The sequence below is a fragment of the Streptacidiphilus fuscans genome, from assembly GCF_015690355.1.
Taxonomy (GTDB): domain Bacteria; phylum Actinomycetota; class Actinomycetes; order Streptomycetales; family Streptomycetaceae; genus Streptacidiphilus; species Streptacidiphilus fuscans.
On the sequence record NZ_JADPRT010000011.1, the window covers coordinates 1 to 22,538 of the forward strand.

20 protein-coding genes are annotated in these 22,538 nt (G+C 72.4%); 5 read left to right on the forward strand and 15 right to left on the reverse strand.

Going from position 1 to position 22,538, the window contains the following annotated elements:
• Positions 1-129: 129 nt before the first annotated feature.
• The 5 genes from I2501_RS24455 to I2501_RS24475 form a co-directional block, all read right to left on the reverse strand.
• On the reverse strand, positions 130-2,259 hold the full coding sequence (locus I2501_RS24455) for a 3-hydroxyacyl-CoA dehydrogenase NAD-binding domain-containing protein (protein ID WP_196196359.1): 2,130 nt from the start codon (positions 2,257-2,259) through the stop codon (positions 130-132).
• Positions 2,259-3,482: a thiolase family protein gene (locus I2501_RS24460; RefSeq protein ID WP_196196360.1), complete on the reverse strand. Its 1,224-nt coding sequence runs from the start codon at positions 3,480-3,482 to the stop codon at positions 2,259-2,261. Before I2501_RS24460 ends, I2501_RS24455 begins: the two co-directional genes overlap by 1 nt.
• A 169-nt stretch (positions 3,483-3,651) precedes the next feature.
• Positions 3,652-5,019, reverse strand: coding sequence for an HRDC domain-containing protein (locus I2501_RS24465; RefSeq protein ID WP_408022778.1), 1,368 nt, complete (start codon positions 5,017-5,019; stop codon positions 3,652-3,654).
• A 397-nt stretch (positions 5,020-5,416) separates the two neighbouring features.
• On the reverse strand, positions 5,417-6,148 hold the full coding sequence (locus tag I2501_RS24470; RefSeq protein WP_196196361.1) for a LuxR C-terminal-related transcriptional regulator: 732 nt from the start codon (positions 6,146-6,148) through the stop codon (positions 5,417-5,419).
• Between the two features lie 258 nt (positions 6,149-6,406).
• Positions 6,407-7,186 carry a DUF3000 domain-containing protein gene (locus I2501_RS24475; protein ID WP_408022779.1) on the reverse strand — a complete coding sequence of 260 codons (780 nt, stop codon included), beginning with the start codon at positions 7,184-7,186 and terminating at the stop codon, positions 6,407-6,409.
• Between the two features lie 81 nt (positions 7,187-7,267).
• On the opposite strand from I2501_RS24475, the gene hemE reads away from it, so the two are divergent.
• From hemE to hemQ, 3 genes are all read left to right on the forward strand, one after another.
• Positions 7,268-8,335: a uroporphyrinogen decarboxylase gene (hemE, locus tag I2501_RS24480; RefSeq protein ID WP_196196362.1), complete on the forward strand. Its 1,068-nt coding sequence runs from the start codon at positions 7,268-7,270 to the stop codon at positions 8,333-8,335.
• A 123-nt stretch (positions 8,336-8,458) separates the two neighbouring features.
• Positions 8,459-9,928, forward strand: coding sequence for a protoporphyrinogen oxidase (gene hemG, locus I2501_RS24485; RefSeq protein ID WP_196196363.1), 1,470 nt, complete (start codon positions 8,459-8,461; stop codon positions 9,926-9,928).
• Positions 9,925-10,665, forward strand: coding sequence for a hydrogen peroxide-dependent heme synthase (gene hemQ / locus I2501_RS24490; RefSeq protein ID WP_196196364.1), 741 nt, complete (start codon positions 9,925-9,927; stop codon positions 10,663-10,665). The genes hemG and hemQ overlap by 4 nt, the downstream gene beginning before the upstream one ends.
• A gap of 157 nt (positions 10,666-10,822) precedes the next feature.
• On the opposite strand, the gene I2501_RS24495 is transcribed toward hemQ, so the two are convergent.
• The 4 genes from I2501_RS24495 to I2501_RS24505 form a co-directional block, all read right to left on the reverse strand.
• On the reverse strand, positions 10,823-11,635 hold the full coding sequence (locus I2501_RS24495; protein ID WP_328806624.1) for a TIGR04222 domain-containing membrane protein: 813 nt from the start codon (positions 11,633-11,635) through the stop codon (positions 10,823-10,825).
• The gene (locus I2501_RS39660) at positions 11,520-12,068 is read right to left on the reverse strand and encodes a hypothetical protein (protein WP_236047138.1); all 549 of its coding nucleotides are present in this window, start codon (positions 12,066-12,068) and stop codon (positions 11,520-11,522) included. Before I2501_RS39660 ends, I2501_RS24495 begins: the two co-directional genes overlap by 116 nt.
• Before the next feature lie 164 nt (positions 12,069-12,232).
• Positions 12,233-12,781 carry a hypothetical protein gene (locus I2501_RS24500; protein WP_196196366.1) on the reverse strand — a complete coding sequence of 183 codons (549 nt, stop codon included), beginning with the start codon at positions 12,779-12,781 and terminating at the stop codon, positions 12,233-12,235.
• Positions 12,778-13,998: a helix-turn-helix domain-containing protein gene (locus I2501_RS24505; RefSeq protein WP_215909966.1), complete on the reverse strand. Its 1,221-nt coding sequence runs from the start codon at positions 13,996-13,998 to the stop codon at positions 12,778-12,780. Before I2501_RS24505 ends, I2501_RS24500 begins: the two co-directional genes overlap by 4 nt.
• Before the next feature lie 106 nt (positions 13,999-14,104).
• Between I2501_RS24505 and I2501_RS24510 the strand changes: the two genes are divergently transcribed.
• Complete coding sequence (locus I2501_RS24510; protein ID WP_196196575.1) at positions 14,105-14,890, forward strand: GntR family transcriptional regulator; 786 nt, start codon at positions 14,105-14,107, stop codon at positions 14,888-14,890.
• Here I2501_RS24510 and I2501_RS24515 read toward each other — a convergent pair.
• The 3 genes from I2501_RS24515 to tmpA are packed head-to-tail and all read right to left on the reverse strand — an operon-like array spanning position 14,859 to position 16,797.
• Positions 14,859-15,032, reverse strand: a complete 174-nt coding sequence (locus tag I2501_RS24515) for a hypothetical protein (protein WP_196196367.1) — start codon at positions 15,030-15,032, stop codon at positions 14,859-14,861. The two genes, I2501_RS24510 and I2501_RS24515, sit on opposite strands and share 32 nt — an antisense overlap.
• Positions 15,033-15,044: 12 nt before the next feature.
• Complete coding sequence (locus tag I2501_RS39665; protein ID WP_236047140.1) at positions 15,045-15,620, reverse strand: phosphonate degradation HD-domain oxygenase; 576 nt, start codon at positions 15,618-15,620, stop codon at positions 15,045-15,047.
• A 1-nt stretch (position 15,621) separates the two neighbouring features.
• On the reverse strand, positions 15,622-16,797 hold the full coding sequence (gene tmpA / locus I2501_RS24525; protein WP_196196368.1) for a 2-trimethylaminoethylphosphonate dioxygenase: 1,176 nt from the start codon (positions 16,795-16,797) through the stop codon (positions 15,622-15,624).
• A gap of 185 nt (positions 16,798-16,982) precedes the next feature.
• On the opposite strand from tmpA, the gene I2501_RS24530 reads away from it, so the two are divergent.
• Positions 16,983-17,792, forward strand: coding sequence for a heavy metal-binding domain-containing protein (locus tag I2501_RS24530; RefSeq protein WP_196196369.1), 810 nt, complete (start codon positions 16,983-16,985; stop codon positions 17,790-17,792).
• Positions 17,793-17,864: 72 nt separating this feature from the next.
• Here the strand turns inward: I2501_RS24530 and I2501_RS24535 are convergent, their stop codons facing one another.
• The 3 genes from I2501_RS24535 to I2501_RS24540 all read right to left on the reverse strand — a co-directional run bounded on the left by I2501_RS24535 (position 17,865) and on the right by I2501_RS24540 (position 22,502).
• Positions 17,865-18,923, reverse strand: coding sequence for a cytochrome P450 (locus tag I2501_RS24535; protein ID WP_196196370.1), 1,059 nt, complete (start codon positions 18,921-18,923; stop codon positions 17,865-17,867).
• Positions 18,924-19,080: 157 nt separating this feature from the next.
• Positions 19,081-19,161 (reverse strand): tryptorubin family RiPP precursor, encoded by an 81-nt coding sequence (locus I2501_RS40960; protein WP_215909979.1) that lies wholly within the window; start codon positions 19,159-19,161, stop codon positions 19,081-19,083.
• A gap of 239 nt (positions 19,162-19,400) precedes the next feature.
• Positions 19,401-22,502 carry an AfsR/SARP family transcriptional regulator gene (locus tag I2501_RS24540; RefSeq protein ID WP_196196371.1) on the reverse strand — a complete coding sequence of 1,034 codons (3,102 nt, stop codon included), beginning with the start codon at positions 22,500-22,502 and terminating at the stop codon, positions 19,401-19,403.
• Positions 22,503-22,538 lie beyond the last annotated feature (36 nt).

Sequence of the window (22,538 nt, forward strand, 5' to 3'; positions counted from 1 at the left end):
GTCGGTGACGCGGAAGGTTCATCGTCGGCTCCCGCTCTGTGTCGTCGAGGGCGTCGAGGGCGTCGAGGGGCTCGCGGTCGAGGTCGTCGGAGTCGCACCGGCCTTGGGCGGCATGCAGCCGGTGGCGCGTTACGCCGGCACGCTCGCCACGCCCGGGGCGAGGAAGCGCTTGCCGTTGACCCGCTCGGAGACGCCCGCGCGGTCCAGGTACGGGGTGATCCCGCCCAGGTGGAAGGGCCAGCCCGCGCCGGTGATCAGGCACAGGTCGATGTCCTGGGCCTCGGCGACGACGCCCTCGTCCAGCATCAGCTGGATCTCCTGCGCCACCGCGTCGAGCGCGCGGTCGCGGACCTGCTCCTCGGTGAGGACCTTGTCGCCGACCTGCAGCAGCGCCTCGACCTCGGGGTCGAGCTCCTGCTGGCCGGAGGCCCACGTGTAGAAGCCGCGCTTGCCGGCCTTGACCACGCGGCCCAGGTTCTCGGAGACGAAGAACCGCTCCGGGAACGCGGCGTGCAGAGTCTCCGACACGTGCAGGGCGATGGCCGGGCCGACCAGCTCCAGCAGCACGATCGGGGACATCGGCAGGCCGAGCGGCTCGACGCCCTTCTCGGCGACGGCGATCGGCGTGCCCTCGTCGATGATCTGCTGGATCTCGCCCATGAAGCGGGTGAGGATCCGGTTCACGACGAACGCCGGGGCGTCCTTGACCAGGACGGCGGTCTTCTTCAGCTTCTTCGCGACACCGAACGCGGTGGCCAGCGACGCGTCGTCGGTCTGCTCGCCGCGGACGATCTCCAGCAGCGGCAGGACCGCGACCGGGTTGAAGAAGTGGAAGCCGACGACCCGCTCCGGGTGCGAAAGCTTCGACGCCATCTCGCTGACGGACAGCGAGGAGGTGTTGGTCGCCAGGATGCAGGTCGGCGAGACGACCGCCTCGACCTCGGCGAAGACCTGCTGCTTGACGCCCATCTCCTCGAAGACGGCCTCGATGACGAAGTCCGCGTCGCCGAAGGCGGCGGCCTTGTCGAGCGAGCCGGTCACGAGCGCCTTGAGGCGGTTCGCGTTGTCGCCGTTGATGCGGCCCTTGGCGAGCAGCTTGTCGATCTCGCCGTGGACGTAGCCGACGCCCTTGTCGATGCGCTCCTGGTCGATGTCCGTGAGGACGACCGGCACCTGGAGGCGGCGGGCGAAGAGCAGCGCCAGCTGAGAGGCCATCAGACCGGCGCCGACGACGCCGACCTTGGTGACCGGGCGGGCCAGCGACTTGTCCGGCGCGCCGAACGGGCGCTTGCCGCGCTTCTGGACCAGGTTGAAGGCGTAGATGCCGGAGCGCAGCTCGCCGCCCATGATCAGGTCGGCCAGCGCGGCGTCCTCGGCGTCGAAGCCCTTCTGCAGGTCGCCGTCCTTGGCCGCGGCGATGATGTCCAGCGCCCGGTACGGGGCCGGAGCGGCGCCGTGGACCTTGCCGTCGGCGACGGCGCGGCCCCAGGCGACGGCGTCGTCCCAGGCCTGGCCGCGGTCGATCTCCGGACGCTCGACGGTCACGGCGCCGGTGAGGACCTTGGCGGTCCACAGCAGCGACTGCTCGACGAAGTCGGCCGGCTCGAAGATCGCGTCGGCGATGCCGAGCTCGAAGACCTGCTTGCCCTTGAGCTGCTTGTTCTGGGCGAGCGAGTTCTCGATGATGACCTGGACGGCCTTGCCCGCGCCGATCAGGTTCGGCAGCAGCGTGCAGCCGCCCCAGCCCGGCACGAGGCCCAGGAAGCACTCCGGCAGCGAGAAGGCGGGGACGCCGGTGCTGACGGTGCGGTAGGTGCAGTGCAGGCCGACCTCGACGCCGCCGCCCATCGCCGCGCCGTTGTAGAAGGCGAAGGACGGGACGGGCAGGGCCGCGATCCGCTTGAAGACGTCGTGGCCGCCCTTGCCGATGGCCAGCGCGTCGCTGTGCTCCTTGAGCACCTCGACGCCCTTGAGGTCGGCGCCCACGGCGAAGATGAACGGCTTGCCGGTGATGCCGACGGCGACGATCTCGCCGGCCGCGGCCTCGCGCTCGACCTGGTCCAGCGCCTCGTTCAGCTTGGCCAGCGAGCCCGGGCCGAAGGTGGTCGGCTTGGTGTGGTCGAAGCCGTTGTCCAGGGTGATCAGCGCGAAGCGGCCGGCACCCAGGGGCAGGTCGAGGTGACGCACGTGAGCGGTCGTCACGACCTCGTCCGGGAACAGCTCGTGAGCCTTGAGCAGCTGCTCGGTGGTGGTGGTCATCACTTGGCCTCGTTACCGTCGAAGTGCGGGTTCTCCCAGATGACCGTCGCGCCCATGCCCATGCCGATGCACATGGCGGTGAGGCCGTAACGGACGTCCGGACGCTGCTCGAAGCGGCGGGCCAGCTGCGTCATCAGACGCACGCCGGAGGAGGCCAGCGGGTGGCCGAAGGCGATCGCGCCACCGAACGGGTTGACCCGCTCGTCGTCGTCGGCGAGGCCGAAGTGGTCGAGCATGGCCAGCACCTGGATGGCGAAGGCCTCGTTGATCTCGAACGCGCCGATGTCGGCGATGGTCAGACCGGCCTTGGCCAGCGCCTTCTCCGTCGCCGGGATCGGGCCGACGCCCATGACCTCGGGCTCGACGCCGACGTAGGCGTAGGAGACCATGCGCATCTTGACCGGCAGGCCCAGCTCGCGCGCGACGTCCTCGGCGGCGATGAGCGACGCGGTGGCGCCGTCGTTCAGACCGGCCGCGTTACCGGCGGTGATCCGGCCGTGCGGGCGGAACGGGGTCTTGAGGTTCGCCAGCGACTCCAGCGTGGTGCCCGGGCGCATCGGCTCGTCGGCCGTGGCCAGGCCCCAGCCGGTCTCGCCGCCCGCCGGGTTGGTGCGGCGGATGGCCACCGGCACCAGGTCGGGCTGGATGTTGTCGTCGGCGTAGGCCTTGGCGGCCTTCTCCTGGCTGCGGACGGCGTAGGCGTCGCAGCGCTCCTTGGTCAGGTGCGGGAACCGGTCGTGCAGGTTCTCCGCGGTCATGCCCATGAACAGGGCGGACTCGTCGACCAGCTTCTCGGAGAGGAAGCGCGGGTTCGGGTCGACGCCCTCACCCATGGGGTGGCGGCCCATGTGCTCGACGCCACCGGCCAGGGCGACGTCCAGGGCGCCCATGGCGATGCCACCGGCGACGGACGTCACGGCGGTCATCGCGCCGGCGCACATACGGTCGATGGAGTAGCCCGGAACGGACTTCGGCAGACCCGCAAGCAGCGAGGCGGAGCGGCCCAGGGTCAGGCCCTGGTCGCCGATCTGGGTGGTGGCGGCGATCGCGACCTCGTCCACGAGGGCCGGGTCCAGGTTCGGGTTCCGGCGCAGCAGCTCCCGGATCGCCTTGATCACCAGGTCGTCGGCGCGGGTCTCGGCGTAGATGCCCTTGGGGCCGGCCTTGCCGAAGGGGGTGCGGACGCCGTCGACGAAGACGACGTCCCTCGTGGTACGAGGCACGGTGGCTCTCCTCCCAAGCGCCCGTTCGGAGCGGGCACGGTGCGGTCACAGAGGAACGGTGACAGCCGACGGCGAAAGCGGCTCGCTCGCGACTCGCGACTGAACGTCCCGACAGTGATGCTACCCGCCGGTAACCAACTGGCCAAGGAGGGGTGGAGTGAGCTCTGGGTCACTCCCCGAGCCGGGGCACACCGTTCTTGGGTGCGGCGGCGCCGTCGGTGGCCGTTTCCTGGGCGGGCTTCGTGCCCTTTCCGGGGACGACGGCGGGCCGGGGTTCGGCCTTCGCGCCCGCGTAGGCCTGGGCGATGACGGGGGCGACCAGCTCGACCTGCCAGTCGCGCGCACCGAGCGTGTGCAGCGCGTCCGCGACGGTGAGGGGGGTGGCGTACTTGGGCGGCGCCCAGGAGACGCGGCGCACCAGCTCGGGCGTGATCAGGTTCTCCTGCGGCAGGTGCAGCTGCTCCGCGAGCGCGGTGACCGCGGCGCGTGCGGCGGAGAGGCGGGCGGCGGCCAGCGGGTCCTTGTCGGCCCAGGCGCGGGGCGGCGGCGGTCCGTCGTGCGGCGCGGTGGCGGGCGGCAGCTGGTGCTCGGGAAGCGTGCGGGCGATCTCGATCGCCGCTATCCACTGCTCCAGCGCCCGCCGGTGCACGCGCGGGCCGAAGCCCGGCACCGCCTGCAGCGCGGGGATCGACGTCGGCATCACCAGCGCGGCGGCCACGATCGCGGAGTCCGGCAGCACCCGTCCGGGGGAGACGTCACGCTCCCGCGCCAGCTGGTCACGCGCCAGCCAGAGCTCCCGCACGGCGGCGAGCTGACGCCGACGGCGCACCTTGTGCACGCCCGACGTCCGCCGCCACGGATCCGTACGCGGCCCCGCCGGGGGAGCGGCGACGATCGCCGCGAACTCCTGCAGACCCCAGTCCAGCTTGTTCTGCGACGCCAACTCCTGCTCCAGCGAGTCGCGCAGCTGCACCAGCACCTCGACGTCCAGCGCGGCGTAGCGCAGCCACGGCTCGGGCAGCGGACGCGTCGACCAGTCGACGGCGGAGTGCCCCTTCTCCAGGGTCAGCCCGAGCACGTTCTCGACCATCGGCCCGAGCCCGACCCGGGGGAACCCGGCGAGCCGCCCGGCCAGCTCGGTGTCGAACAGTCGCGTCGGCTTCATGCCGAGCTCGGCGAGGCAGGGGAGGTCCTGCGTGGCGGCGTGCAGCACCCACTCGGTCTCGGCCAGCACGGCCCCGAGGGAGGAGAGGTCCGGGCAGGCGACCGGGTCGATCAACGTGCTGCCGGCGCCTTCGCGCCGCAGCTGCACCAGGTACGCGCGCTGCCCGTAGCGGTAGCCGGACGCCCGCTCGGCGTCGATCGCGACGGGGCCGTGACCGGCGGCGAAACGTTGCACTATCGCGGCGAGCGAGTCCGCGTCGGCGACGACGGGTGGGATGCCCTCACGCGGTTCGAGCAGGGGAACCGCCTGCACCGCCTGCCCGTGGGCGGTTTCGCTGGCGCTGTCGATGGCATCTTCACGGGCGTCGGTCACGCCCACAAGCGTACGCCCGGAGCGCGATCCCGCTCCCGCTGACGGAAGTGATGGGCAAGCGGGGACCGTGCACCTTCAGGGGCGCGGGGCTGTGCTGATGCGCGGCTCCTCCCCCTGCCTTCGGCGGGGGGACCCCCAGCGTGGGCGCGACAAGGTGGGGCGCGCTGCCGCAGGTGGTTGCACTACCTCAGGGGCGCGGGGAACTGCGCGAGAAACCACCGTGTGCGGATGGCCCTGACCGTTCGGCCTGCCAGCCGCGTCGGTGGCTTGTCGCGCAGTTCCCCGCGCCCCTGAGGTACCTGCATGGTTCCTCGATTGCCACTGGCGTACGTCTCGGCCCCGCTTGCCGGGGAACGGGGAAAGAAACGTTCCCTCGCAAGCGGGGCCGGGAGTCGGGCTAGTGGATGATGCCGGTCCGCAGTGCGACCGCGACCATCCCCGCGCGGTCGCCCGTGCCGAGCTTGCGAGCGATGCGAGCCAGGTGGGACTTGACCGTCAGGGCGGACAGGCCCATGGCGACACCGATCGCCTTGTTCGACTGGCCCTCCGCGACCAGGCGCAGGACCTCGACCTCACGGCCGGAGAGCTCGCGGTAGGCCTGCGGCGGAGCCGCCTGCGGAGCACCGGGCGCGCCGTTCGGAGCGCCGGGTGTGCCCGCGCCGACCGGCGCGCCCGGCATGCCGGGACGGCGGACGTGGCCGGGGAGGCCGGGCCGGAGCCCGCCCGAGCCGGGCATGCCCGGACGCTGCGGCATGCCACTGCCGACGCGGGTTCCGGTGACGACGTAGCCCTTCACGCCGCTGGCCAGCGCGCTGCGCACCGCGCCGATGTCGTCGGCTGCGGAGAGGGCCAGGCCGTTCGGCCAGCCCGCAGCACGGGTCTCGGCCAGGATCGCCAGTCCGGAGCCGTCGGGGAGGTGGACATCGGCCACGCAGATGTCGCGCGGGGTTCCGACGCGTGGACGCGCCTCGGCGAGCGAGGACGCCTCGATCACGTCGCGCACGCCGAGGGCCCAGAGGTGCCGGGTGACCGTACTGCGGACGCGTGGGTCGGCGATGACCACCATGGCGGTGGGCTTCGTCGGACGGTAGGCGACCAGGTTTGCGGGGTGCTCAAGGAGAACGGACACCAGGCCTCCTGATTGAGGTGCCGGGAAAGGGTCACTGTCTGCTTCGGCACCATCGGTGCCCGGCTTTAGCGAATGATCACGATTGAGTGAGGGGCAATTCGGGCAGTTCGGATATTTTGTTCAACCCGATTGAGCCTAAGTCACCCGTAAGTGATCAAAAGCGGTCGACACGCCGAACGTCTGACCGAAATGTCCGAAATGACAACCCAAGCGTACGCCGAAGCTGACGATCCTTCACCTGATCGCGCAGCGACCGGTTCACGCGCTCCCGCGCGGCTGTCGCCGCGTCGGCATCGGCACGACGCTGCTGACCTGGCCCGATCCCTCGCCCACGACGGGCGTGGCCGGATACGGCACCGTGAGCGGCGGCAGGCCGGCGCACTGGCACAGCAGCTCGCACCACGCACGCAGGTGCGTGCCCAGCCCGAGCCCGGTGACGGCGGCTCCGCTCCCGGTCACGGACGGCATCGACGGCACGGACGGCAGTGACGGCAGCGAGGGGATCGCGGAGTGCGCGGGCGGCACCGGCGTCCACGACGCGCGGATCTCGATCTCGGTGCTGGACGGACGTTCCGACATCGAGCCGAAGTACTGGGAGTAGGCGCGTGAGACCGTGCCGCCGGGCTCGACGTAGGCGCAGCCGAACTGCTCCAGCGCGTCCATCAGCCACGACCAGCCGACCTCGGCCAGCATCGGGTCGTCCGCGATCTCCCGCTCCAGGTCCGCCTGCGTCAGTGAGACCAGCCGGAACTGACCCTGCCAGGCCTCGTGCCCGGACGGGTCGTGCAGCAGGACGAGCCGGCCGTCGGCCAGCTCCTCGCCGTCGACCTCGACGGTGGCGGTCAGGGCGTAGGCGTACGGCGCGAGTCGGCGCGGCGCGGGGGTGTCGTCGATGCGCACTTCGGGACGCACCCGTGTGCTCTTCAACTCGGCCACCGCGGCCCGGAATGCGGCGGGTGCGGTCTCCGCTCCCGTGGTCCCTTCGCCGAATGCGGAACCACCCTCGTACATCGGCCTCCCGCCGTTCACCGCAGCCATGCCGGAAGACTATGCGCCCGGCCAGCCCGCTGAGTGCCGACACCACGAAGGACCCGTGGTCCGGCGTGCGAAGATTTCAGCGTGACCGAGAGCCAGAGCACCCGCCCCGAGAACCTGCCGACGTACGACTCCGCGTTCCTGCGCGCCTGTCGTGGGGAGGAGGTGCCGCACACGCCGGTCTGGTTCATGCGCCAGGCGGGCCGCTCACTGCCGGAGTTCCGCAAGGTCCGCGAGGGCATCGCGATGCTCGACTCGTGCATGATGCCGGAGCTGGTCAAGGAGATCACGCTCCAGCCGGTCCGCCGCCACGACGTGGACGCGGCCGTCTACTACAGCGACATCGTGGTCCCGCTCAAGGCGATCGGCGTCGACCTCGACATCAAGCCCGGCGTGGGCCCGGTCATCGCGCACCCCGTGCGCGAGTGGGCGGACCTTACCCAGCTGCGTCCGCTGGAGCCGTCCGACGTCCCGTACGTGACCGAGGCGATCGGCCTGCTCGTCGCCGAGCTCGGCTCGACCCCGCTGATCGGCTTCGCCGGTGCGCCGTACACGCTGGCCAGCTACCTCGTCGAGGGCGGCCCGTCGCGGACGTACGAGAACACCAAGGCCATGATGTACGGCGCGCCCGACCTCTGGTCCGCGCTGGTCGACCGGCTCGCGGTGATCACGGCCGAGTTCCTCAAGGTGCAGATCGAGGCCGGAGCCTCGGCCGTGCAGCTCTTCGACTCCTGGGCGGGCGGCCTGGCCCCCGACGACTACCGCCGCTCGGTCATGCCGGCCTCGCAGAAGGTCTTCGCCGAGGTCGCCTCGTACGGCGTCCCGCGGGTCCACTTCGGCGTCGGCACGGGTGAGCTGCTCGGCCTGATGGGCGAGGCGGGCGCGGACGTCGTCGGCGTCGACTGGCGCGTCCCGCTGGAGGAGGCCGCCCGCCGCGTGGGTGGCGGCAAGGCGCTTCAGGGCAACCTGGACCCGACGGTCCTCTTCGCCCCCGACTCGGCGGTCCGCGAGAAGGCCGACGAGGTACTCGCCTCGGCGAAGGCCTCCGGCCGCGGCCACGTCTTCAACCTCGGCCACGGCGTCCATCCGACCACCGACCCGGACGCCCTGACGAAGCTCGTCGCCCACGTCCACGAGCGCACGGCGCGCTAGCGCCACCAGGCGCGCGGGGCTCTGACGTGCGGCAACTCCCCCTGTTTCCCGACAAGTTGTCGACAACAGGCCGGAGGCTGCCGCGCTTTCGGGTGCCCGAACGTGGTGTGCGAGAGTGGGCGCATGAACAGCACGACGCCCGCCGCTGAGGCCCCTTCCCTCCCGCACGTCCTCGTGGTCGGCGGCGGAATCGCCGGCCTCGCGGCGGCCGCTCGGCTGGCCGGGGCGGACGGCAGCGCCGCCCGTGCGCGGGTGACGTTGCTGGAGGCCGGGCCGACGCTCGGCGGCAAGCTGCGGACCGGTGAGGTCGGCGGGGTCGCCGTCGACCTCGGCGCGGAGTCCATGCTGGCCAGGCGGCCCGAGGCGGTCACGCTTGCTCGCGCCGTCGGCCTGGCTGACGCCCTGGAGCCGCCGACCACGGCGAAGGCTGCGATCTGGACGCGCGGCGCGCTGCGGCCGATGCCGACCGGGCATCTCATGGGCGTACCCGGGGACCTGGACGCGCTCGCCGCCTCCGGCGTGCTCTCGCCCGAGGGTCTGGCCCGCGCGGCGGAGGACGAGACACTGCCGCGCACCGAGGTCGGCCAGGACATCGCCGTCGGCGAGTACGTCGCAGCGCGCCTCGGTCGGGAAGTGGTCGATCGACTGGTCGAACCGCTGCTGGGTGGCGTCTACGCCGGTAACGCTGATCGAATTTCGCTCAGTGCCGCTGTTCCGCAATTGCTTGCGATCGCTCAGCGCGATCGATCGGCGATCGAAGGTGTGCGGGCGGCACTGTCTGCAGCCGCGAAGGCTGCGTCATCCAAGAGCGCCAACCCGGCCCCGGTCTTCATGGGGATCGACGGCGGTATTGGCCGACTCCCCGTCGCGGTGGCTGAGGCCTGCGGCAAGGCGGGTGTCACCGTTCGCACCGACACCCCGGTCGGCTCGCTCCGCCGCACCGCCGACGGCTGGACCGCGTCGCTCCCTGGAGGAGAGGCGCTGGCCGCCGACGCCGTCGTGCTCGCCGTCCCCGCGAACGTCGCCGCCCGCCTGCTCGCCCCCCACGCGCCGCGCGCAGCGGCCGAGTTGGGGGAGGTCGAGTACGCGGGGATGGCCCTGGTCACGCTGGCGTTCCGCCGCTCCGACGTCGGCGCGCTCCAGGGGAGCGGCTTCCTGGTGCCGCCGGTCGACGGTCGGTCGATCAAGGCGTCGACCTTCTCCAGCAACAAGTGGGGTTGGCTCGACCGGTCCGCCCCGGACACCTTCGTCCTCCGCACCTCGCTCGGCCGTCACGGCGAGGAGGCCGTGCTCGATCACGACGACGCGGATCTGATCGAACGATCGCTGATCGATCTCCGTGCGGCCGCCGGGATCACCGCGCGACCGTACGCGCATACGGTCACTCGCTGGCGTGGCGGCCTTCCGCAGTACCCGGTGGGCCACCCGGAGCGCGTCGCCCGGATCGAGGCGGAGGTCGCCGCGCTGCCGGGCCTGGCGCTGTGCGGCGCGGCGTACCACGGCGTGGGCATTCCCGCGTGCATCGGCAGCGCGTGGCGTGCGGTGGACCTGGTGACAGAAGCACTCCGAGCAGGGGAGACAATGAGCGCATGAGTGAGCACAGCGAGCAGAACGCGCACGAGGCGCAGGGCAGCGAGAAGTCGCAGAAGCCGAAGGCGCGTGAGCTGAACGACGTCATCCGCTACACCCTCTGGTCGGTGTTCCGGCTCAAGGACGTGCTGCCCGAGGACCGTGCGGCCCTGGGCGACGAGGTCGAGGAGCTGTTCGCGCAGCTCGCCGAGAAGGACGTCACGGTGCGCGGCACCTACGACGTGTCCGGCCTGCGCGCCGACGCCGACGTGATGATCTGGTGGCACTCCGGCGACAGCGACAACCTGCAGGAGGCCTACAACCGCTTCCGCCGCACGCGGCTCGGCCGCGCGCTGGAGCCGGTCTGGTCGAACATGGCGCTGCACCGCCCGGCCGAGTTCAACAAGTCCCACATCCCGGCGTTCCTCGCGGACGAGACCCCGCGCGACTACGTCTGCGTCTACCCGTTCGTCCGCTCCTACGAGTGGTACCTGCTGGAGGACGCCGAGCGGCGCGAGCTGCTGGCCGAGCACGGCAAGATGGCGCGCGGCTACCCGGACGTCCGCGCCAACACCGTCGCGTCCTTCGCCCTCGGCGACTACGAGTGGCTCCTCGCCTTCGAGGCGGACGAGCTGCACCGCATCGTCGACCTCATGCGCCACCTGCGCGCGAGCCGCGCGCGTCTGCACGTGCGCGAGGAGGTCCCGTTCTACACGGGCCGCAGGAAGCCGGTCGGCGAGCTGCTCGCCGGCTTGGCATGACGAGGTAGTTGCACCACCTGGGGCGCGGGGCTCTGCTGACGTGCGGCTCCGCCGCGTGGGCGCGACAAGCCACCCTGTGTGGTGAGTCGCTCAGCGAGCAGGGCCATCCGCCCTGGGTGGTTTCTCGCGCAGTTCCCCGCGCCCCTTGGTAGTGCAACTACAGCGACTGCGGTGGGCGCAGCGCTGCGCGGAGGTACGGCTCCCGGAGCGCGCTCGGGCCGCGGAGGATCAGGGTCAGGGTCTGGTCCGCGCCGCGGAAGCCGCCGGCGCGGGCGCGACGCGCTCCCGCGCGCAGGCCGCGGAGGAGGTCCTGGCCCGGGGGAGCCGCCCAGGGGGTGACCGGGTAGACCTCGATGCGCGCCATCAGCAGGGTGCCTGCGCTCAGCACCAGCGGCAGGGTGAACCACGCCGCCAGCGCGGCCAAGCCGATCCTCGCGCCGGTGAGGTCACGCGCGCCCGCCGCGCCCAGCGCGGCGGCGAAGAGGCCGAGGGTGGCCACCAGGGACCAGCGGACGCCCGCGACGGCCTGTGCCAGCGTGTCGCGCGTGCCGGGGGCGACCGCGAGGCCCCAGCGGGTGAGCCGGTCGGCGATCTCGAGGACCGCCGCGCCGTGGGCGACCTCACGGCGCAACTCCTCGGTGCGGCACTGGCCTTCGGGGCCGATCGCGGTGAGGACCGCCGCCTCCAGCTCGTTCTGCGGGTGCGGGCGCGCCACGGAGGTCCAGCCGGTGTGGGCGAGGTGGAGCACGCCCTTGGCCACCATCCGGACCAGGGTCAGGTCGACCACCCGCTCTGGCCCGCCGGCCAGGTACGCCGCGTCGAAGAGGTCGGGCTCGCGCTCCGCGAAACCGTCCTCAGGCGACCTGCCCCGCACGGGCGTGCCGCTGATCGTCGGGTCGATCGCCGCAACCAGACGGCACAGCCTCAGGGCGGAGAGCATCGCCAGCAGGCACGCGGGGACGAGGAACACGTACGCCATGAGCCATAACCAACCTCACGACTGACCGCTGCTCAAGATCCGTGTGCGGACGGATATCCAACCGTGATCGGCGGCCACTGCGACAGCGCAGGCCGATGACCAGGACCGGCAGGGCCGTCGCAGGGAGTGACAGGAAGGCCAGCAGTGGTGGCGGCCAGAACGAGGCGTCTCCGGTCGCGCCCCCGGTGATCGTCGCGTCGGACCAGCGGAAGGTCGCCACCGCCGCCAGGACGAGAGCGAAGATCAGTGCGCCGAGCAGCAGCCGGATCGCGCTCCGGACGGTACGCTTCCCGTCCGTGCTGACGCCGTGGCCCGGCCTTCTCGGCGCGGCGCGCAGTGCCGTCCAGAGCACCCGGGCACCGGCGAGGCCGACCGCCGCGGCGGACGTCAGGAACAGCGGATCGATGAATGGATCGAGGCTCATCGGGACACCCCTCCCAAGAAAGGGAGGAGCCAGGTCCCCCGCACCTGGCTCCATGGGGAGAGCATGTCGGCTGGCTGCGAGCCAAGGAAGACGGCGGCCGCATTCTCAGAGCTAGATTTGAGCTTTCTTTGGCATGTTTCGCGGGTCGCCGCGTCGGCCGGCGCTCACCGTGGGCCGAGGAGGTCCTCCGGGCCTGCGCTGATGCGGTGCAGGCGGCGTCCGGCCCCGGTCATCGCCAGCAGCAGGCGGTGGCCCTCGGCGGCGTCGACGAGCTGCTCCAGGACCGCGGCGCGGACCAGGTCGAAGGTCTCCAGGGTGGTGATCCCGCGTCTGCGAGCGTACCGGGCGGCGTCGCGGTCGTCGGAGATCCAGACGGCGTGGCGGAAGTCGCGGCGGCGGGTGATCAGGGTCAGCGTCTCGGCCTCGCCCAGGTGTTGGGTCGGGCGACGGCGGTCGCCGCCGAAGACCGCGCGGCGCAGGCGTTCGACCTCGGTGCGTTCGGCGGGGTCGCTGATCTCGATCGGCTCGCCGAGACTGCCGCGTTCGGTCAGCCCGGCCAGCGGCGGCAGGTGCCGGGTGGAGAGCCGGGCCTCCCGGGCGACCGCCTCGGACCAGCGACCCCGGCCGTCGAGCACCTTTTCGAGTAACGCGACCCGGTCGACGGCGGCGAAGTTGCACAGGACGGTGTTGTCGGGGAACCACCACTCGGTCATGGCTGGTAGACCAGCTCCCCGCCGTCCCGCTCGACAGCGCCGTCCTGTGGTCGGTCGTCCTGCAGCAGCTCGTCCTCCAACTCCTCCGGTTCGACGCCGAGGAGCGCGGCGAGCGGACGCAGGGTCATCTCACCGGAGCGGAACGCCAGGTAGAGGCCCTCGGCCAGCCGCGCGGGCGGACGCTCGGCCTCGGCGAGGGCGGCCTCGCGCAGGTAGGCGTCCATGGCGCCGACCGCGAGATGGCACTCCGCCGTTGTCCGGCGCCGCAGTCGTGCCTGCTCGGACGCGTCGATCAGGCCGAGCCGCCGTAGCCGGGCCGCGAGCGCGCTGGGGGAGACCCGGAACTCCACCACCAGCGCGGCGAAGTCGACGCCAGGACCGGAGCCAGAGCCAGAGCCGGAGTCAGAGCCGGAGTCGGAGGCGGTTCCCGAGCCGGCCTCGGAGACGAACCGGCGGATGTCGGCCTCGGGCATGAGCAGCGCAGCGGCGAAGGCGTTGGCGCGGACCTCGTCAGGTTCGGCCTGGCGGCCCGGCGCGACCGGGGACTCGGTGAGCGGCTCGGCCGCGTCCCCAGCCAGGAGATGGCCGAGCTCGTGGGCGAGCGTGAACCGCTGTCGGGTCCAGCGGTCGTCCCTGCGGGCCAGGGCGAGGCGCGGCCCGCCCTCCTGCTGCCAGGAGAACCCGTCGACCGGGCCCGGGAGTTCGACGACGGCGAAGTCCACGCCGAACGCCCGCTCGATGACGGAGAGCAGTTCGCCGGTGGGCAGCAGCGCGAGATCGGTGGCCGGCGGCTCGCCTGGGCTCCGCTCCAGCCAGGCCCGTACGGTGGCGGCGAGTTGCTCGCCCTGGTCGTCCGGGTCGCCCGGGCCGAGCTCCGGAAGTGTGGGCATCTCCGGTGCACGGCCGAGGAGTTCGAGGACCTCGTAGGCGGTGGTGAACCGCTCCGCGATGTCGTTCAGGCTGCTGCTGTGCGCGGCGGCGTCCCCACGTCCGGCCACGCCGGCGCGGCTGGGCTGACGGCCTGTCAGCAGCCAGTCCACGGTGACCGATCCGGCCTCGGCGATGACCGCGAGGTCGGTGGAGCTGAAGCGGCGGACCCCGTTGAGGGACTTGGAGAGCTTGTCGGGCGTGATCCCTACGCGTGCGGCGAAGGCGGCGTGGCTCAGCCGGGCCGCCGTGATCACCGTGCGCACCCGCCCGGAGACGGATTCGTCCATGAGTCGACAGTACGACTCGGTTGCGAGAATCGCAATGGGCGAGGTCGGCCATGGGAGGCAAGGCGCAGGACGGTCGCCCGAAGCGTGAAAGGATCAGCGCGTGGCGATGGCGAAGCCGGCAAGGTACCGGGAACTGGCGGCGGCCCTGCGCGCGGGCGTGCTGAGTGGCGAGTACGGCGCGGGCGGACGCCTGCCCAGCGAGGAGGCGTTGGCGGCGGCGAACGGCGTCTCACGCGGCACCGTCCGCCAGGCGCTGGCTCTGCTGCGCACGGAGGGCGTGGTGACCTCCCGTCGGGGCACCCGGCGCGTGGTGCTGGAGCAGCCGCGGCTGCAGAGCTTCACCGAACTGCTGAGCTTCACCCGGTGGGCCCGTTCCATCGGCGAGGAGCCGGGCGGCTCGGTGGACGCCCTGGAGTGGCGTGGTGCGGACGCGACGGAGGCGGCGCAACTGCGGCTGGCCGAGGGTGACCGGGTCCTGGCCGTGCGCCGCTGTCGCACGCTCGGCGGACGCCCGGTGATGGTCGAACGCACCGTCTACACGGAGCCGGTCGGCGCGCTGGTCGCCGAGATGCCGACCGACGCCGTCTCGGTCACCGAGCTGCTCGAATCCCACGGCCTGGTCCTCGCCGACGCCGACCACACCGTCGACCTGACGCTCGCGGACGCCGACGACGTCGCCCTGCTCGGTTGCGAGCCCGGCGGTCCGCTGCTCCGCGAGCGCCGCCGGACCACGGATCCGACGGGCCTGCCCGTCGAGTGGTCCGAGGACCGCTACCTGCCCGACACGGTCGCCTTCACCGTCCACAACTCCCTTGCGGCGACGTCGCTTGCGCGCCTGCGCGAAGCAGTCGGACCGAAGGTCACCGAAGGGCCTGCAGCACCAGCGTCTTGAGCTGCTGCCAGTCACCGCGGACGATCCCCAGCACCGCGCCCGGCATCCGTCGCGCGGCGATCTCGGCCTCGACGAACGCGTCCACGCGGGCGAGGCGGTCGGCGTGGAACCCCGCTGCGCCGGGGTCGACTCGAACGGTCATCCGGCCATTCAACTACCTGCTGGTCGCCAACTCGACCAGCAACTCCCGGAAGTGGTCGAAGGACGGCGTGGGGGCGTCCGGGTCCTTGGCGTCGTCGTCCCAGCGGCGCAGGCGTACCGCGTCGGCGGCGTAGGGGAGCCCGGCGAAGGACGCCGCCTCCGCCGGGTCCATCGGACCGCCCTGGAGCGAGAGCGTGTGCACGGACGCCTCGGAGAGCCTGTCGAGGTACGCGGGCTCGACCGCGCACAGGTAGCGCTTGGCCGCGACGTGGAGGCGGACGGGTTCGGTCACCGCCGGGCCGAACCAGGGCGTGAGCCAGTCGGCGCCCTGGTGGCTGTGGCGGTTGTCGGCGGTCCCGGCCATCAGTTCGCGGCCGTGGATCGCGCCGCGGAAGTGGCCGACGTCGTGCAGCAGCGCGGCGGCGACCAGTGCGGGCGCGGCTCCTTCGGCCTCGGCCAGGGCGGCGGCCTGGAGCATGTGCTCGGCCTGGGTGACCTCCTCGCCGAGGTAGTCCGACGCGCCCTCTCCGGCGAACAGTTCGCCGATGGCGGTGACGATCTGATCTGGCGTCATCTCGGTGGTCCTCATCTCAGTTCTGCTCCTCGTGCGTGCGGCGCAGCACCGCGACGGTGCTCAGCAGCGCGTCCAGATCCGCGTAACAGCCCTGGAGATGCCGGGCGCCGCCGCGCTCGAACGCCGTACGGGCGTGCAGCAGACGGGTGTTGTCGAAGATCAGGCAGTCGCCGGGGCCGAGCCGGAACTCCAGCTGCGCCTCCGGTGCGAGCAGCAACTCGGCGAAGGCGCGGTACGCCCGGTAGAAGGCGTCGGTCCGCGCCGCGGGGAGCCGGAGCGTGCCGAGGGAGCGGTTGTTGAAGCGCACCTCGCGGATCCGGCCCTCGGCGTCCACGTCGATCAGCGGTCGGTGCGCGCTCAGTTCCGTCACCGCGTCGCGGAAGGCGAACTCGACCGGGGTGGTGGTCAGTACGGCGAACGCCTCCGGGTCCTGCTCCCGCAGCCGGGCGGCGACGGCGAATCCGTCGACCAGGCCGGAGTCGCCGCCGAGCGCGTCGTTGACCAGGCAGTGCAGCAACTGCAGCGTCGGCACCGGGTCGCGGTACGGGTTGTCGGTGTGCGGGGTGATCGCGACATTGGTGAAGGCCAGGTTGTTGGGCTGCTCCTCGACGCGGACCTCGAACTGGAGGCCGTAGTTGGTCTCCCGGACGAAGCCGAAGCTCAGGGCCACCTGCTGCACCTGGCCGTCCTCCAGCGGTACGCCGCGCAGCAGGCAGAACCCGAGGCTGCGGACGGCGTCCAGCATCCGCAGCCGCTCGCGGTCGTCGCTGCGGTACGCGTCCCAGGACGTCTCCGGGAGCCGGCCGTCCAGGTCCTCGGCGAACGGCCAGAGCTCCTTGCCGTCCTCGGCGCGAGGGTCGGGCTGGGCTGCGGCGGCGAGCCAGGCCGCGTCGTAGTGCGAACGGTGGCCGTCGGGGGACCAGACGACGTCCCAGCCTTCCGAGCTGTCTGAGCCGTCCCCGCTGCCTGAGCCGTCGCGTCCGGCCTCGGTCCGCTGCTCGGCGGAGGCGATGGCGAGCGAGTCCGGCAGGTCGGTGATCTGGAACAGCTTCTGGCCCGTGCCGGGGTCGCGGCACTCGGCGCAGCCGCAGTTGTCGCGCAGCCACACCGCCGACAGTGCGGTGGGCCGGGGTGTGCGCGTGCGGCCCGTGCCTGCGGCGGCGGTCTCGGCGGCCGTCTCGGTGGCGGTCATTCGGTTCGACCCTCTCTCCAAAGTTGTATAGCCAACTTTGGCCAACGTCCGTCGCGATCGCCAAGAGGGCTCCAGGTGAACGGAGGCTGAACGACCGGAGTCGGGCCACGAGGGGTAGGGTTCGGGCCGGTCCGTCACGTCGTGGACGGTCCGGAGGCAGCTACGGGGAAGGCAGGGGGAACCACATGAGCACGCCCGGCTATCAGCAGGTTCAGGTCTCGGAGATCGCGCGCGGACGTCTGGACGGGTCGCGGCAGGGACGGCCCTGCTTCACCTCGGACCTCTCGGTCAACGAGTTCGTCCTGGTCACCGAGTCGGGCTTCGAGCCGCTCGGCATGGTGATGGGCACCAGCGTCTACCACGTCGGCGTCCAGTACGGCGGCTGGAAGACCAGCCAGGAGCTGGGCATTCTCACCCAGGCCATGTACAACGTCCGCGAGCTGGCCATGAGCCGGATGGAGGCGGAGGCCGCGGAGCTCGGCGCGGACGGCATCGTCGGGGTGACCCTGCGGCCGGTGAACTACGCCTTCATGTCGGACGTCATCGAGTTCTTCGCCACCGGCACCGCCGTCAAGGCCACCGACGGCACCAACTACCGTGCGCCCAACGGCAAGCCGTTCACCACCAGCCTCAACGGCCAGGACTTCTGGACGCTCTGGCAGCACGGGTGGCTGCCGCGCCGCCTGGTCCTCGGCAACTGCGTCTACCACGTCGCGCACCAGACGATGCGTCAGATGCTGTCCCAGGTGGGCCAGAACGCGGAGATGCCGCAGTTCACCCAGGCCCTCTACGACGCCCGCGAGCTGGCGATGGCCCGGATGCAGTACGAGGGCCAGCAGCTCGGCGCGGACGGCATCGTCGGCACCTTCGTCAACGACCACCGCTTCTGGGGCGAGCACGCGGTCGAGTTCTTCTCGATGGGCACGGCCGTCAGCCGCGTCCGGCCGGACGTCAACCCGGTCAAGCCCACCATGACGATGCCGCTCAACCGCTGACGCACCGTCAAAAGTCCAGCTGGACAATACGGCTGCTCTCCCGGATCCGCGATCCGGGAGAGCAGTCGAACGTCACAGCGCCTTGCGCGCCCGGGTGACCCGGACCTCCTCGACCCCCAGCAGGCCGAGCAGCGGGACCTTGGCGCGGCGCTGGTCCGGGTCGACCGTCAGCCCGTCCGTACGGAGCCGGTCGAGCAGCAGCTCCGCCAGCGGCATCACCATGTGCCGCCCCCAGCACCGTTCGGAGACGTGCCCGAAGGGGAGGTAGCCGGGCGTGTGGTCGGGGTCGAGCTCGTCCCAGCGCTCGGGGCGGAACTCGTTCGGGTCCTCCCACAGCGCCGGGTCGCGGTGCGAGAGCAGCGGCAGCACCAGCACGTCGTCGGCCGGGCCGATCCGCGGATCGATCTCCGGGTACTCGGGCGAGGCGCGGCGCAGGATGTTCCAGGACGGCGGCAGCAGCCGCAGCGACTCCAGGACGATGTTGCGGTTCGAGGCCTCGTCGTCGAACGGCGCGCCCAGCCAGAGCGCGTTGGCCACCAGCGTCGAGACGGTGAAGCAGACCGGCGCGGCGGCCCGCCGGTAGATGCCCATCGCGTAGCGGCGGTCCTGGTAGCTGCCCGCCTGCGCGGTCAGCTCGGCGAGGTTGCTGGCGGCCGAGGTGGCCGGGATGCGGAGCGGCAGGGCCGCACCCGCGGCGATCACCGTCCAGGTGAGGATCGGGGTCAGCTCAAGATTGCGGCTCATCAGCATCTTGAGCCGGCCGGGGTCGCCGCCGAGCACCATGTCGCGCAGCAGCATGTGGCCGGTGAGCGGCCATGGGCCGGAGAGGTCCGCGCCCGCCGGGATCGGGTGCGTAAGGGCCTTCCGCACGTCACGGCCGACGGTCTGGGTCACCGAGGACGCCTCGGGACGGGAGATGGACCGGCCGTGCAGCGGCTTGAAGGTCGGCCGCTCGGTCTCGGTGGCGCGCCGTGCGGCGAGGATCCGGTCCGTCAGCTCGTGGCCGGCGACGCCCATGGTGTCGGGTTCCAGCCGGAAGGCGTCCTTGCCGAGGTGGTCGTCGAGCAGGGCGGCCAGGCGCGGCGAGAGGACCGTGGTCCGTCCGGTGGTCAGGGTGGGGGCAGCGGGCATCACGGGTCTCCGGAATTCCGGGAGTTCAGCAGTGCGGGAGTGGCGGTGCGGGTGTGAAGGGCAGGGCCCGCCCCCGGCCTGTCGAGGGGATCGACGGCGCCGGGCGCGGGCCCCGTGGTGCATCACCTCGCAGGGCGTGGGGATGCGATCCGTCGGCTCAGTACCACAGGTACCAGACGCTGGCCTTGAGGCTCTTCTGGGCGAAGACGGCGTTGCGAACGGCGAACAGGACCTTCATCTCTGTCCCCTCTCCCTGGTTGAAACGGGGTGATGCACATTCCGCTTGTGGCGGTGTGTGTGCCTGACGGGGAGACAGGCTGCCCGACCGTGTTCAACAGCCGATCTACGTGCGCGTAGATCGGCCGTAGACGCCTCCTGGGCATGCTCACGTTCAGAACTGGGCAGGGGGCACGGTAGGAACGCCCGGGAAGGAACGGCACACCATGAGCGTCGGCACGCAGGACTGGAACACCATCGTCACCGGAGGCAGCGCCGGTCCTCGGTGAACGGCGGCTCGGCCCGAACAGGCCCCGGAACCCGCGCAGGGACGCGTGCCGCGCGCGTGCGGTCGAGGAGTTGGCGGGCGCTGCGGCGGTCGGCCGCGCTGCCGGAGTTCTCGAACTCGTCGAGTGCTGCCTCGGCATGGGCTCGCGCCCGGTCCGACTCGCCGTCGCGGTAGAGGAGTTCGGCCAGCCGCTGGTGGGCGTGCGCGGCACGGCCGGGCAACGGGGCCGCGGTCCACGCCTCGGCCGCAGCGGTCAGGTGTGCGACGGCATCGGCCGGGTGGTCCAGCGCGTCGTACGCGAGGCCGAGGACGAACAAGGTGTGGGCGGTCCCGGCACAGTCCTCCTCCGCGCGCAGCCGGGCCAGCAGCGGGCGGCACTGCTCCAGCACCTCGTGGGCGCGCCCGGTGCGGATCCGGGCCACGGCGGCGTTGAGCAGGGAGGCCGTCTCCCCGCTCCGGTGGCCGAGGATCCGGGCCAGCGCCGTCGCCTCGCCGAACCGCAGCACGGCCTCCTCGTCCCGGCCCTGCGCGTGGGCGATCACACCGAGGTCGTTGAGCGCCTGACGCAGGATCACCAGGTCGCCGCCGCCCTTGCCGCCGTCGCCGTCGTAGCCGCCCTCGCCGTGATCCCGGGCGTCCTGGGCGTCCTGGGCGTCCCGGCACAGTTCCACCGCGCGCACGGTCTCCGGCTCGGCTTCGGACCAACGGCCGGCGCCTACGGCGATGTTGCCCGCCAGGAACCGCGCCCGCCCCTCCGTGTGCCGGTCCCCGTGTCGGGCCGCTGCCCGAGCCAGCGCGTCGACGGTCTCGGCGAGTTGGCGGCGTCGCACACAAGGCCCGAACGGGCTGAGAGCGATCAGCAGGTTGACGGCTCGGGGGAGCAGCGCCGCGTAGCCGTGGTCGTCGCAGGGGTGAGGGGGGCTCTCGTCGAGCGACTCCCGTGCGACCCGGGCGGCCAGGTCCAGTGCGCCCGGACCCTCGGTCTGCGCCCACGTGCGCGCCTCCGCCGCGCTGCGGAACGACGCGCCGGAACCCGAGCCCGGCAGCGTCACTGCTCCGAGCGCGTCCCGGACAGGATCCCCGGGAACGGCCTGCTCGAACGCCGCACACGCCCTGGACAGCAGGGAGTCCAGCAGCCGCGCCCGCGCCGCGCGCTCCTCGCCCGGAGCGGTGCGCGCGGAGACGCGGCGGGCGAAGTCGCGGAGCAGGCCGTGGTGCCGATAGCGGTTCTCGGCCGGGGACTCCAGCATTGCGACGTCGACCAGGGACTCCAGCAGCTCCTCGGCGTGGGTCGGGTCGTTGTCCAGCAGCGCCGCGGCCGAGGCCAGCCCCAACTCGGCCGCGTCGACGGCTCCGAGCAGGCGGAACGCTGCCGCCTGCGCCTCGGTGAGCTGGCCGTAGCCGAGCTCGAAGGCCGCCGCGACCGCCAGCTCGCCGATCCGCAGCTCGTCGATCCGGCGACGCTCGTCCGTCAGCCGCTCGACCAGCGCCCGCACCGTCCAGGACGGCCGCGCGGCCAGGCGGGTGGCCACGATGCGCACGGCCAGCGGCAGTCGGCCGCAGGCCTGGACCAGCTCGACCGCCGCCTCGCCCTCGGCGTCGACGCGGGCGTCACCGGCCACCGCCCGCAGCAGCCGCAGCGCCTCGTCGGGCTCGAAGACGCCCAGGTCCGGCTGGGCGGTGATGGGCAGCCCGGCCAGCCGCATCCTGCTGGTCAGCACCACCGCGCAGGCGGCCGCCCCCGGCAGCAGCGGGCGGACCTGGGCCGCGCCCGCCGCGTTGTCGAGCACGATCAGCAGCCGCCGCCCGTCCGCCGTGGACCGGAACAGCGCGGAGCGGGCCGTGACTCCGTCCGGCACCTCGTCCGGGGCCAGCCCCAGGGCGCCGAGGAAGTGGCCGAGCACCTCCTCCGGGTCGGCGGCGCTGCCCGTGTTGCCGCGCAGATCGACGTAGAGCTGACCGTCGGGGAAGGCCGCCCGGCTGCGGTGGGCCAGGTGCAGCGCCAGCGCGGTCTTGCCGACGCCGCCCATCCCGGACAGCGCCAGCACCGGCGGCGCGGTCCGCTCCGGTCCGGCCAACGCCGCGCACAGGTCCTCGACCAGCCCGGCGCGGCCGACGAAGTCCGGCTCCTGCGGCGGCAGTTGTGCCGGTACCGGCGGTCGCCTGCGTGCGGTCCGCAGCGCGCCGCCGTCCGGCCGCTCGTCGGTCTCGGCCGTCGCGACCGGGCCCGCCACCTCCCGGGGCGCTCCCGAAACGGACGCGGATGGCGCCGACACGGCTGCGGCTTCGGCTGCTGCGGCAGCTGCTGCAACGGGACAACGGCCGTCCAGGACGGTGGCGTGGATGGAGGTCAGCTCGTGGCCCGGATCGACGCCCAACTCCCGGGCAAGTCGCCGACGTACGTCCTGATAGAGCGTCAGCGCGTCGCTCTGGCGGCCGACCTGGGCCAGCGCCCGCATCAGCAGGCCGTGCATCCGTTCGCGCAGCGGGTGTTCGGCCGTCAGCGCGGTCAGCTCCGGTATGCACGCCGCCGCGCGTCCCAGGGTCACGTCCAGCCCGATCCGCTGCTCGATCAGGCACAGCCGCAGCTCGGCGTAGCGGTGCCGCTGCCGCTCGGCGAAGGGGCCGGGGACTCCGGCCAACGGCTCGCCCTGCCACAGCGCGACCGCCTCGCGCAGCAGGTCCGCCGCCTCGTGCAGGCGCTCGGCGGCCCGCGCCTGTTCGGCGCGGGCGGCGAGCAGTTCGGCCTGTGCGGCGTCGACGGCCTGCTCCGGCAGGTCCACCCGGTAGCCGCCGGAGACGGAGAGCAGGATCCCCGGCCCGCCGTCGGCGGCGCTGTCGCAGCTCAGCGCCTTGCGCCAGCGCCAGGCGTAGGTGCGCAGGATCGACTTGGCCCGGCAGGGCGAGCGGTCGCCCCACAACGCCTCGATCAGCTCGTCCGCCCCGGCCGAGCGGCCGGGACGCAGCAGCAGGGTGGCCAGCATCGCCTGCTGCTGCGGCGTGCCCATCGCCAACGCCGAGGAGCCGCACCGGCCCCGCATCGGACCGAGCACCTGGAACTCGATGGCAGGCACGACCTCGTCCACCTGTCCTCTGCAAGTTGTGCGAGT

What these genes read in the sequence shown, in the direction of transcription:
- I2501_RS24535 (WP_196196370.1), bottom strand. Translation starts at nt 18,923, where the DNA reads ATGCCCGCTGCCCCCACCCTGACCACCGGACGGACCACGGTCCTCTCG.
- hemQ (WP_196196364.1), top strand. Translation starts at nt 9,925, where the DNA reads ATGAGTGAGCACAGCGAGCAGAACGCGCACGAGGCGCAGGGCAGCGAG.
- I2501_RS39665 (WP_236047140.1), bottom strand. Translation starts at nt 15,620, where the DNA reads ATGAGGACCACCGAGATGACGCCAGATCAGATCGTCACCGCCATCGGC.
- tmpA (WP_196196368.1), bottom strand. Translation starts at nt 16,797, where the DNA reads ATGACCGCCACCGAGACGGCCGCCGAGACCGCCGCCGCAGGCACGGGC.
- I2501_RS39660 (WP_236047138.1), bottom strand. Translation starts at nt 12,068, where the DNA reads ATGAGCCTCGATCCATTCATCGATCCGCTGTTCCTGACGTCCGCCGCG.
- I2501_RS24475 (WP_408022779.1), bottom strand. Translation starts at nt 7,186, where the DNA reads ATGGCTGCGGTGAACGGCGGGAGGCCGATGTACGAGGGTGGTTCCGCA.
- I2501_RS24515 (WP_196196367.1), bottom strand. Translation starts at nt 15,032, where the DNA reads ATGACCGTTCGAGTCGACCCCGGCGCAGCGGGGTTCCACGCCGACCGC.
- I2501_RS24530 (WP_196196369.1), top strand. Translation starts at nt 16,983, where the DNA reads ATGAGCACGCCCGGCTATCAGCAGGTTCAGGTCTCGGAGATCGCGCGC.
- I2501_RS24455 (WP_196196359.1), bottom strand. Translation starts at nt 2,259, where the DNA reads ATGACCACCACCACCGAGCAGCTGCTCAAGGCTCACGAGCTGTTCCCG.
- I2501_RS24510 (WP_196196575.1), top strand. Translation starts at nt 14,105, where the DNA reads ATGGCGAAGCCGGCAAGGTACCGGGAACTGGCGGCGGCCCTGCGCGCG.
- I2501_RS40960 (WP_215909979.1), bottom strand. Translation starts at nt 19,161, where the DNA reads ATGAAGGTCCTGTTCGCCGTTCGCAACGCCGTCTTCGCCCAGAAGAGC.
- I2501_RS24505 (WP_215909966.1), bottom strand. Translation starts at nt 13,998, where the DNA reads ATGGACGAATCCGTCTCCGGGCGGGTGCGCACGGTGATCACGGCGGCC.
- I2501_RS24500 (WP_196196366.1), bottom strand. Translation starts at nt 12,781, where the DNA reads ATGACCGAGTGGTGGTTCCCCGACAACACCGTCCTGTGCAACTTCGCC.
- hemG (WP_196196363.1), top strand. Translation starts at nt 8,459, where the DNA reads ATGAACAGCACGACGCCCGCCGCTGAGGCCCCTTCCCTCCCGCACGTC.